Origin of the sequence: Streptomyces spiralis (assembly GCF_014654675.1) — a bacterium.
GTDB lineage: Bacteria > Actinomycetota > Actinomycetes > Streptomycetales > Streptomycetaceae > Streptomyces > Streptomyces spiralis.
In genome coordinates this window covers 20,810-31,842 of record NZ_BNBC01000012.1, presented here as the reverse complement: position 1 = coordinate 31,842, position 11,033 = coordinate 20,810, and the positions used below count along the sequence as shown (strand labels likewise).

The window sequence follows — 11,033 nt, the reverse complement described above, 5'->3', positions numbered from 1 at the left end:
ATCCGCGGCACGGTCGCGTTGCAGTAGGCGTACAGCAGCTTCGCGCCGTGCCGGATGATCCCGCCGTGCTCCTGGTCGACACCGGGGAGGAACCCCGGGACGTCCAGGAAGGTGACGATCGGGATATTGAAAGCGTCACACATCTGGACAAACCGCGCAGCTTTTTCGCTCGCCTCGATGTCCAGCACGCCCGCCAGCACCTGCGGCTGGTTGGCGATGATGCCGACGACCTGGCCGTCCAGGCGGGCCAGCGCGCAGATGATGTTGCGCGCCCAGCGCTCGTGGACCTCCAGGTACTCGCCGTCGTCGACGATCTCCTCGATGACCTTGGCCATGTCGTACGGACGGTTGCCGTCCGCCGGAACCAGGTCCAGGAGAACGTCGCTGCGGCGGTCGACCGGGTCGCCGGTGTCCACGCGCGGCGGGGTCTCGCGGTTGTTCTGCGGCAGCAGCGAGAGGAGGTAGCGCACCTCGGCGATGCAGGTCTCCTCGTCGTCGTAGGCGAAGTGACACACGCCGGAGGTCTCGGCGTGCACGTCCGCGCCGCCGAGGCCGTTCTGGGTGATCTCCTCACCGGTGACGGCCTTGACCACGTCCGGGCCGGTGATGAACATCTGCGAGGTTTCGCGGACCATGAACACGAAGTCGGTCAGCGCCGGGCTGTAGGCCGCACCGCCGGCGCACGGGCCGAGCATCACGCTGATCTGCGGGATGACGCCGGAGGCCTTGGTGTTGCGCTGGAAGATGCCGCCGTAACCGGCGAGCGCCGAGACGCCCTCCTGGATGCGGGCGCCCGCTCCGTCGTTCAGCGACACCAGCGGGGCGCCGGCCGCGATGGCCATGTCCATGATCTTGTGGATCTTCGTGGCGTGGGCCTCGCCCAGCGCGCCGCCGAAGATCCGGAAGTCGTGGGCGTAGACGAAGACCGTGCGGCCCTCCACCGTGCCCCAGCCGGTGATCACACCGTCGGTGTACGGCTTCTTCGCCTCCAGGCCGAAACCGGTCGCCCGGTGCCGGCGCAACTGCTCGACCTCCTGGAAGGACCCGGCGTCCAGGAGCAGTTCGATCCGCTCCCGTGCGGTCAGCTTGCCCTTGGCGTGCTGCGCCGCGGTCGCCTTCTCGCTGGGACCCGCCACCGCCTGCGCACGAATCCCGTGCAGTTCGGCGACCCGCCCGCGCGCGTCCGTCGGCTCGCCGGTCGGCTCACCCGTCGTCTCTTCCAAAACGGTCATGTAGTGACCTTACGAAGGACACCTAGGAAAGCGAGCCGTCGACTCCGTACAGTCTCGGGCCCGTTTTCCTGGTACCCCTGAACAGAACCCAAGGGGCTTGCAGCCTTTCCGACTGCTCAGAGGGCTCCGGCGTTGTAGAGGTCACACAAAGTCAGGGCGCGAGAGCCACCTCACATTCGTGTGTGGCGCATGCCATCCCTGGAGTGACACACAGGCCCAGACGGGGGGAGCCGAGGGTCACGGTGATGCCGCGTCATGAGATCTGGCCGGCCGCGGGCGTGGGCCCCCTCCATGGTGCCGCACGGTCCGTCCGGAGGTCGACGGCGCACACCGCCTGCGCCTCCGGGCGGACCGGCCGGGCGCGGCAGCCGCTCAGCAGCCGCCGCAGTTGTAGTACAGGACGTCCCAGTGGTTGCCCTCGTCGGCGTAGATGTTGCCGGAGCCGGACTTGTACTGCGGGGCTCCGTCGCCGCGCAGTCCGATGTAGCTGAAGTTGTTCTTGATGTAGCCGGTGATGCACGTGTTCTTGCCGTAGTCGAGCTTGTAGCCGTTCCAGTGGGAGTAGGTGCCGGAGGCGTGACCCGTCTCGGTCCCGCCGGTGATGTTGAGGGCGCAGCCACTGGCGCGCTTGAGGGTCTGGGCGCCCTGCGCGGTGGCGAGGTTGAGCTGCTCGAAGGACGTACAGGTGGGGTTGTTCCGGTCGGAGCAGTTGCCGGAGGAGGACCAGGTGATGCCGACCTCACGGAACATCTGGGTCGCGGTGGCGTGGCTGATCTTGGTGACGGCGAAGGCGTCGGTCGCGGTGCCGACGACCGCGACACCGGGGGCGACGACGAGGGCGAGCGCGGTGAGAGTGGCCCGCGCCTTCATGACCTTCTTGATCTTCATGGGACCCTTCCTGCGGTTGGCCGAGCTGCGTGTGGGACGGCTGTGCAGGCGGTGCGGATTGCGCAAGGGGTGCAGGGAGATGGTGCCCGAGTTCTACGCGCGTCCGCCAGAGGGCCGCAGGCGGTGATCCCAGGCGTTTTCGGGACACCCGCACGATGATGTTGAAACTCGAACGGAATAGGTCTACGGTCGTCACTGTTGACCTGGTTGAACATTCAACATCATCGGCGCTCCACCTCCGCGTCGAGTGATCCCGTCCCCAAGGAGCACCCCATGGGCATCTTCGGCCGCAAGAACAACAGCCCCGAGAGCACCGCCACCGTCACCGCCGCCGCCGTGAACCCGGACCTCGCCGCACTGACCGGCGAGTACACGATCGACCCGGCGCACTCCACGCTGGGCTTCGTCGCACGGCACGCCATGGTCACGAACGTCAAGGGCAAGTTCACCGACTTCAGCGGCGCCCTGCACCTGGACGGCACCGACCCCGGCGCGTCCACGGCCTCGATCGACGTCACGATGGACAGCATCGACACGGGTTCGCCGGACCGCGACGGCCACCTGAAGAGCTCGGACTTCTTCAAGACCGACGAGTTCCCGACGATGACCTTCCGCTCCACCAAGGCGGAAGCCCTGGGCGGCGACGACTACCGCATCACCGGCGACCTCACCATCCTCGGCGTGACCAGGCCGCTCACCATCCACCTGGAGTTCAACGGCGCCGCCAAGGACCCCTTCGGCAACGAGCGCGTGGGCTTCGAGGGCAAGGCCGAGATCCTGCGCTCCGAGTGGGGCCTGACCTGGAACGCCGCGCTGGAGACGGGTGGCGTCCTGGTCTCCGACAAGATCAAGCTGAACTTCGACATCTCGGCGATCCGGCAGGCCTGAGCCTGAGCGGCTCGGCCCGCGGCCCGCGCCGCGGAGCCTGAGCGCCCCCTGAACGCGCCCGCCCTCCACTCCCCCGTAAGGGAGGGCGGGCGCCTTCGCGTCACATGGACGCCCGGTCCGTCACGTGCGCTGCCGCACGGACGGGCACCACACGCTCAGAACCCGCCCCCGAAGTCCCCTCCGCCTCCGCCGCCCCCGTCGAAGTCACCACCGCCGAAGCCCCCGTCGCCGAAGCCGCCGCCGAAGTCCCCGGGGTCGAAGTCGGCTCCGGACACATCGCCGCCGTCGTGGTCGCCGAAGCCGTCGTGCGCGCCGAAGTCGCCGTAGCCCGTGCCGTAGTCGGCGCCGTAGGCCGGGCCGGCCATCATGCTGCCGAGGAGGGTGCCGACCAGGAGCCCGGGGAGGATGCCGCCGCCGAAGTAGCCACCCGCCCAGGGGCCGTAGGCCGGGCCCGCGTCCCAGTAGGGGCGGCGGCCCCAGTCGGTGTCGACCTCGCGGATCCGCGGGTCGCGGCCCTCGGCCAGGCGGACCTGGTCGGCGGCGCAGACCGGGACCTCGCGGGCCGTGCCGCCGGCGGGAGACCAGGTGGCGTCGGCGACCGAGGGTCCGTGGCGCGGGTCGAAGAAGCAGGGCGGGCGGCGTTCGGGAAGGGGGCGGCCCTCGCGGCGGGCGGCGAGCTGCGCGAGCGAGAAGCGGCCGTCCTCCAGGGCCTCGGTGACGGCCCGCACGTCCTCGGGTGCGCGGGCCTCGGTCATGCGCTGCTTCGCCTGTTCGTAGGCGTCCAGGGCCCGTTCGTAGTCGGCACGCATGGCGTCGTCCGCGCCGGGCTCCGCCGGATGGAAGTCGAGGCGGTCCAGCTCCTCGCCGAAGGCGGTGATGTCCTCGTCCACGACGACCCGCAGCCTGTCCAGGGCGGCCCGCCGCTCCTCCGCCCGGCGCCGGCTGTTGCGCCGGACCAGGGCGTACGCGCCCACGCCGCCCGCCACCAGGACGGCGGCGGCGACGATCAGCGCCGTGCTCGACACCCCGCCGCCGTGGCCGGAGGTGCCCCAGGTGGACGGGGCGGAGCCGCCCATGTTCGCAAGGGCCCGGTCGGTGAAGTCGGTGAGCTGGGCCCTGGCGTTCTCGCCCTGGACGCTGGTGACGAGGTTCCGCACGGCGGTGCCCGACAGCACCGAGGCATCGGCGCGGGCGTCGAAGCGGTCGCCCAGGCGGATGGCGTAGGCGCCGGTGACACCGGTGGCGGTGCGCAGATCGATGAAGAGGTTCTGCGTCGGGAAGTCGGCCGGCAGCACGGCGATGAAGAGCGGCTTGTCCGCGTCCTTGATCTGCCGGGCCAGCGTGTCGGCGTCGGCCTTCGGCAGTTGCGCGGAGGCCGCCGGATCGACGTAGACGGGATTCTTGCGCAGCGCCTGCGCGACCGCCGAGACGCTGGTGGCCGCGGCCGAGGGCGGGGCACCGGTCGACAGGACGGCCATGACGGCCACCACGAGCGCGACCAGCAGATGGGCGGGGGCTCGGGTCAGAGCGACGGCCTTCATGGTTCGAAGCTACCCGAAAGGCAATAATTCGGTCATTTCATAGGGACTTCGGCCGGGCTTCGTACGGCTTCGCCTGAGCATCATGTGGGCGCATACGGGAGGTGCCTCGCCGGGTGTTCCCGGCGAGGCACCTCACCTCCTGCTCGGTCGTTCCGGTCAGGTGGTCCCGCTCACGCCGCCCGGTACGCGGCCGTCAGCCGTTCCACCGCCGCCCCGTACCTGCCGGTCAGCAGCAGGTGGTCGGCGTCGGCGAAGGGTTTGGCCACCGCCGCGCTCATGCCGCTGCCGCCCGCCCCGGTCACCTTCTGCTGGACGATCAGCCGGGCCTGGGTGACCAGAGCGCGGCCGGCCTGGGCCGCGTGCGCCCTCTCGGCCGCCGTCGCCGCCAGGCCCAGCGCCCTCAACGTCGCCGTGCCGCCCGAGGGCGCCTTGGTGAGGGTGGTCAGGCCCCAGCCGTAGGGGAACTGCGGGTCGTAGGAGGCGTCGCCCACGTTGATCGGCAGTTGCTGTTCCGACTTCGGCCAGGTCACGGGGAGCTGCCCGGTGAAGGGACGCCTGCCGTAGAGCACGTCGGCGACGCCGTCGCCCTCGGTGCCCGGCAGCCAGGAGGCGACCAGGGCGTCGATCTTCCCGAGCCGGTCCCCGATCAGCTGCGGCCGCCCGGAGACGATCAGCACCGCGCACTTCATCGCCGCGCACACCTTGTCCACGGCGGCCTGGTCGGCGGCCGACAACTGGAGGCCGTGGCCGTTGCCGACGTCGCCGACACCCTCGGCGTACGGGGTCTCGCCGACGACGACCACGCCGACGTCGTAGCCGTCCGTGGACGCGGAGGCGTCCTTGGAGTAGGTGACGTCTCCCCCGGCGTTCCTCATGCCCTGAAGGATGGTCGTGCCCTGGGTGTGGCTGCCGGACTCGCCCTGCCAGGTGATGGTCCAGCCGCCGGTCTGGTTGCCGAGGTCGTCGGCGTTGGATCCGGCGACGTAGACCTTCTGGTTCTTCTTCAGCGGGAGCACGCCGCCGGTGTTCTTCAGCAGCACCTGGGACTCGGCGGCCGCCTGACGGGCGACGGCCCGGTGCGCGGCGGAGCCGATCTGCGCGGCGCCGCTGGTGTCGGCGTAGGGGTGTTCGAAGAGGCCCAGCCGGAACTTCTCGGTCAGGATCCGCGACACCGCGTCGTCGATGCGCTTGACGCTGATCCGGCCCGCCTTCACCTCGTCGATCAGCGTCGTGCTGAAGTCCTTGTACGTGTACGGGACCATCATCATGTCGACGCCCGCGTCGACCGAGGTGCGGACGTGGGAGGCGTAGTCGCCGGGGAGCTGGTCGATGGCGTTCCAGTCGCTGATGACGAAGCCGTCGAAGCCCATCCGGTCCTTGAGCACGCCGTTGATCATGTCGCCGCGGGCGTGCATCTTCACCGGGCCCTGCCCGTCCCCGGCGATGTCGAGCGAGGAGTAGGACGGCATGACCGTGCCGATGCCCCGGTCGACGGCGGTCTGGTACGGCGCCAGGTGGACGGCCTCCAGTTGCTGCCGGGTGACCTTGGTGACGCCCTGGTCGATGGTGTACGTGCCGGTGGTCGAGGAGCCGTACTCGGTGCCGCCGTCGCCGACGAAGTGCTTGGCGGTGGCCAGCACCTTGTCGCCGCGGCTCAGGTCACGACCGTCGGCCCGCCCCTGGAGGCCCTGGATGACGGTCTCCATGGAGGTCACCAGCGCCGGGTCCTCGCCGAAGGACTCGTAGGAGCGGCCCCAGCGTTCGTCGCGGGAGACGCACAGGCAGGGCGCGAAGTCCCAGGGGACGCCGGTGGCTCGCACCTCGCTCGCCGTCACCGCGCCCGTCTTCTCCGCGAGCTGCGGGTCGCGGGTGGCGCCGATCCCGATGTTGTGCGGCATGATCGTGGCGCCGGCCAGGTTGTTGTGGCCGTGCACCGCGTCCACGCCGTAGATCAGCGGGATCTGGAAGCGGGTGGCCTGCGCGCGGAGCTGGAAGGCGTCGATCATCTTCGCCCAGGCCTCGGGGGTGTTGGGCGTGGGGGTCGAGCCGCCGCCGGAGAGCAGTGAACCGAGGCCGTAGGCGGCGATGTCGCCCGGTGCGGACATCGCGCCGCGCTCGGCCTGGGTCATCTGCCCGGCCTTCTCCTCCAGGGACATCCGGGAGACCAGGTCCGCGACCCGCTTCTGCACCGGCAGCCGGCTGTCCAGGTAGGGCAGTCCATGGGCGTCGACGACGACCTGCGGGGTCTCGGCCGGGGCCTTGGCGCCGGTGACGGTGAGCTGGAGCGGGACGGTCTCGGCCGGTTCGGCCGACCTGTCCTTCAGGGTGGGGACCTCGACGGTCCGGGAGGTCCCGGAGGCGGTGCCCGCGGGGAAGGTGAGGGTGCCGGAGACGGGGGTGTAGTCCTTGCCGGGCTGGGCGGAGCCGGTGGCCGCGGTGCGGTACTCGACGGTGACGGGTTCGTCGACCGGGGCGGAGCCGGTGGTGGCCAGGGTGATCCTGACGGCGGCCGTGCCGCCCTCGTGGACCGGATAGACAGGCGCGTCGGTGGTGACGGAGGCGCGCAGCGACTGGTCGGCCTTGCCGTACAACTCCACGTCGTCCATGGCGAAGTCGCCCTTGGTGCCGGCCGGGAGCGTGAGCGCGTACCCCCACATCTGCGTCAGGCCGAGGACGTGGTCGATGCCGCCGACGGGCTGGTAGTCCGTGCGATAGGTGAAGTCGGTGAAGGGCAGCACCACCTGTTTCCAGCCGCTGAAGTCGTCGGTGAAGGAGGTCGTCCACAGTTCGGACGCCTCGCCGTTCGCGCCGCCGTCCTTGATCTCGAAGGCGATCTTCCTGCCGTTGTCCTGGCCGTCCCACCAGAAGCGGATGCCCTGGTGGGCGGACCAGTCGTGGGCGGGCCGGTCGGCGGCGAAGTCGTGGGTGAAGCCGCCGTAGCCGCTGATGTCGTAGGTGCCGGAGAGCACCTTGGCGCCCTCGGGGGCGTCGGGACGGGCGGCGAGCTGGAGGGTGGGCGGATCGTCGCTGTCGCCACCCCAGGTGAAGATGCCCTCGGCCGGCTGGTTCGCGAAGGGCACCTCGCCCTCGAAACGGTCGACGGGCACCGGGGCGGGGTCGGGCGCGGGATCCGGGGCGGCGTGCGCGGACGCCAGCGGGATCAGCGCGGTGAGCAGGGTGGCGGAGGCGAGCAGGGCGGTTCTTCGCATGGACGGACCTTCCCGCGACTCGGGGACTCGCTCATGACTTAGATCACGGCGTGAGTTAACAAGGGCGGCGCTCGAACCGTCAAGGCTTCACACAACGACTGGTACGGCAGCAACTCACGGCCGAAGTAGACGCGTTGTTCCTTCGGCTTGTGAACGCGCGACCCCTTGACGGCCCTGAGATGTCGTCATTTACTCACGGCTCGTCACGCCTCCCATCCCCCACCCAGAAGGGCGGCGCATCCATGAGAAGACCGAGAAGACCTCTGCGCACGGCTCGGCTGCTCCTCGCGGGCCTGCTGGCCACCGCCGGGCTGACCACCGTGACCGCTCCGTCCGCGCACGCGGCCGGTGAGCAGGTCACCGCCTGGCTGACCACGACCGACGACTCCGGCGGGCGGCATGTGGTCCGCGGGCTCCAGCAGCAGGCACCGTTCGCCTTCCAGTCCGGCACCGGAGGCGACGGCGAGAACATCACGGTCGACGAGAACACCCGCTACCAGACCTTCACCGGCGGCGGCGCGTCCTTCACGGACACCGCGGCCTGGCTGATGAACAGCAGCGGCGCGCTGTCCCCGGCGACCCGGGACGCGACCATGCGCAAGCTGTTCTCGCCGACGGACGGCATCGGACTGTCGTTCCTGCGCAATCCGATGGGCGCCTCGGACCTGGCGCGCTACGGGTACACCTACGACGACGTGCCGGCCGGGCAGAGCGACCCGTCCCTGGCGAAGTTCTCGATCGCGCACGACCTCGCGGACGTCGTCCCGCTCACCAGGCAGGCGCTCCAGCTCAACCCGTCCCTGACCGTGATGGCCTCGCCGTGGACCGCGCCGGCCTGGATGAAGGACAGCGGCTCGCTCAACGGGGGCTGGCTGAAGGCGGAGGACTACGGAGCCTACGCCGCGTACTTCGTGAAGTACCTCCAGGCGTACCGCGACCAGGGCATACCCGTCTCCTACGTGACCGCGCAGAACGAGCCGACGTGCTGCTCGGGCTATCCGTCCATGAGCTGGAACGCCTCCGGTCTGGCCTACTTCACCAAGAGCGAGCTGCTGCCCAAGCTCCAGGCGGCCGGGCTGACCACGAAGGTCCTCGCGCACGACTGGAACTGGGACACCTACGACTCCTACGCCGCCCAGACGGTGGACGACGCGGCGGTCCGCTCGCACCCGAACTTCGGCGGGATCGCCTGGCACGGCTACGGCGGTGACGTCACGAAGCAGACCACGGTCCACGACCGGTACCCGCAGCTGGACGCCTTCGGCACCGAACACTCGGGCGGCACCTGGATCGCGAACCAGCAGCGCGAGGACATGCTCAACATCGTCGACTACACGCGCAACTGGGCGAAGTCGGTGACGAAGTGGTCGCTGGCGGTGGACCAGGACCGCGGGCCGAACAACGGCGGATGCGGGACGTGCAGCGGGCTCATCACGGTGCACAACGGCGACGCGCAGTCCGGGCAGGTGGACTACACCGTCGAGTACTACGACATGGGGCATCTGACGAAGTTCGTCCGGCCGGGCGCGCAGCGGATCGCGTCGACCGCCTCGTCGTCCGTGCCGAACGTGGCCTGGCGCAACCCGGACGGCAGCAAGGCTCTGATCGCCTACAACGACGCGTCGAGCGCGAAGACGGTCACCATCGACTGGGGCTCGCAGCACGCCACTTACTCGCTGCCGGGCAAGACCTCGGCGACCTTCACCTGGTCGGGGACGCAGTCGGGCGGCGGCAGCCGGTCGGGGGCGTTCGTGGGACTGGCGGGCAAGTGCCTGGACGTGGCCGGTGCCTCGTCGGCGAACGGCACGCCCGTGCAGCTCTACGACTGCAACGGCTCGGCCGCCCAGCAGTGGACGGTGCGGGCGGACGGCTCGATCCAGGCGCTCGGCAAGTGCCTGGACGTGACGTCCGGCTCGACGGCCGACGGCGCGAAGGTACAGCTGTACGACTGCAATGGCACCGGGGCGCAGCAGTGGTCGTACAACGCGTCGACCGGTGACGTGGTGAACCTGGCCGCGGACAAGTGCCTGGACGTCACCGACAACTCCTCGGCCAACGGCGCACGGGCGCAGATCTGGTCGTGCACGGGGGCGGCGAACCAGAAGTGGCAGCTGAGGTGACGTATCGTCAGGCAGGGCATGGCCCGACCGGTCGGCCGGGCCGGCCGACCGGTCGGGGACGCCCCGCCGACGTCACCGCCCCGACCTGGAGTCCGGCATGAGCACACCGCGTGACCTGTTCTTCGTCACCCTGGACGTTCCGGGCACGCACCCCGTGGAGCAGGGAGACCTGTCGCTGGCCCTCGCCGGGGCCGAACTGGTCGACCTGCTGTCGGCCGGGTCCGTCTCCCTGGACGGGGAGCGCATCCTGCCCGGACTGGTGCCGACCACGGATGACCGCCTGCTGGACCAGGCAGGGGCGGCGCTGGTCCGCGAGGCGCCGTACGAGACCGTCGAGGACTGGCTGTGGCGCCGGGGGCGCGGGCTGGCCTCGACGTATGTCGACGTGCTGGAGGCGACGGGGCAGGTGGCCGGGCGGCGCCACCGGTGGATGCCCCGGGGGTCCGACCGGCCGGTGCCGGTCGACTCGCCGGCGCGGCGCGCGGCGGCCGACCGCTGGGCCGACCGCGAGCCCGTCCTCGCCGGGCTGGCCGCCGCGCTGGGCATCCCGGCCGAGGCGGACGACGAGGCCGAAGAGGCCGCCGAGCCCGACGACGAGGCCGCGCTGACCGTGCTGGCCGCCGTCCACGACGCGGTACAGGAGCTGGAGGCCGTACGGCAGCGGCGTCGCATCGAGGACGCGGCCTTCGACAACATCTGGCGCGCGCCCTGACCGCCTGGAGCGGCTACCGGACCGGCTCGCCGACGCCCAGCAGGTTGCCCTCGCTGTCGCGGAACCAGGCACCCCGCTCGCCGCGGGCGCCCTTGCTGGGGTAGTTGCCCTCGATGTCGTCGACCTCGAAGGCCATCTGGGTGAAGGTGCCGGGCGCGGAGCCCGTCGAGCCGAACACGACGAAGTCCACGCCCGAGCACCGGTACAGCAGTCCACCGGGGCGCTCGTCCACGGGTTCGGGGCCTGTCCGGCGGATCAAGGTGCAGAAAGGCAACGGCGCCGGCCAACTCGGGCCAGCCCCCGCGTCTGCGCCGTGAGCCGCCGGGCAGGCCCCAGGCCCAGCTTCTCGGCGTGGAATCGGCGGGCCCGGTCGAGGTCCCGTGCGGGCAGCCGGGTCGCGACGCGGGCCCGGGACAGCGGGCCGGTGGTGTCGGTGGTCATGC

At 70.7% G+C, this 11,033-nt stretch carries 7 protein-coding genes and 1 pseudogene; 3 read left to right on the top strand and 5 right to left on the bottom strand.

All coding sequences use genetic code 11. The annotated features are described in order from the left end of the window. Positions 1-1,232, bottom strand: a 1,232-nt coding sequence (locus tag IE318_RS14695; protein ID WP_229903520.1) for an acyl-CoA carboxylase subunit beta, incomplete at its 3' end; no start/stop codon positions are given. A gap of 372 nt (positions 1,233-1,604) precedes the next feature. Further along, positions 1,605-2,102 (bottom strand): hypothetical protein, encoded by a 498-nt coding sequence (locus IE318_RS14690; RefSeq protein ID WP_189900668.1) that lies wholly within the window; start codon positions 2,100-2,102, stop codon positions 1,605-1,607. A gap of 291 nt (positions 2,103-2,393) precedes the next feature. Between IE318_RS14690 and IE318_RS14685 the strand changes: the two genes are divergently transcribed. Further along, a complete protein-coding gene (locus IE318_RS14685) occupies positions 2,394-3,008 on the top strand; it encodes a YceI family protein (RefSeq protein WP_189900481.1) in 615 nt (204 codons plus the stop codon). A gap of 155 nt (positions 3,009-3,163) precedes the next feature. Here the strand turns inward: IE318_RS14685 and IE318_RS14680 are convergent, their stop codons facing one another. Together IE318_RS14680 and IE318_RS14675 are read right to left on the bottom strand one after the other, a co-directional pair. After that, complete coding sequence (locus tag IE318_RS14680) at positions 3,164-4,549, bottom strand: hypothetical protein (protein ID WP_189900479.1); 1,386 nt, start codon at positions 4,547-4,549, stop codon at positions 3,164-3,166. 170 nt (positions 4,550-4,719) lie between these two features. After that, entirely contained in the window at positions 4,720-7,758 is a 3,039-nt protein-coding gene (locus IE318_RS14675; protein ID WP_189900477.1) for a glycoside hydrolase family 3 protein, read from the bottom strand. 242 nt (positions 7,759-8,000) lie between these two features. Between IE318_RS14675 and IE318_RS14670 the strand changes: the two genes are divergently transcribed. After that, the gene (locus IE318_RS14670; protein WP_189900475.1) at positions 8,001-9,878 is read left to right on the top strand and encodes a ricin-type beta-trefoil lectin domain protein; all 1,878 of its coding nucleotides are present in this window, start codon (positions 8,001-8,003) and stop codon (positions 9,876-9,878) included. A 97-nt stretch (positions 9,879-9,975) separates the two neighbouring features. Next, positions 9,976-10,590 carry a GPP34 family phosphoprotein gene (locus IE318_RS14665; RefSeq protein WP_189900473.1) on the top strand — a complete coding sequence of 205 codons (615 nt, stop codon included), beginning with the start codon at positions 9,976-9,978 and terminating at the stop codon, positions 10,588-10,590. 13 nt (positions 10,591-10,603) lie between these two features. Here the strand turns inward: IE318_RS14665 and IE318_RS14660 are convergent. Beyond that, positions 10,604-11,031 (bottom strand): annotated as a pseudogene (locus IE318_RS14660) (VOC family protein). Positions 11,032-11,033 lie beyond the last annotated feature (2 nt).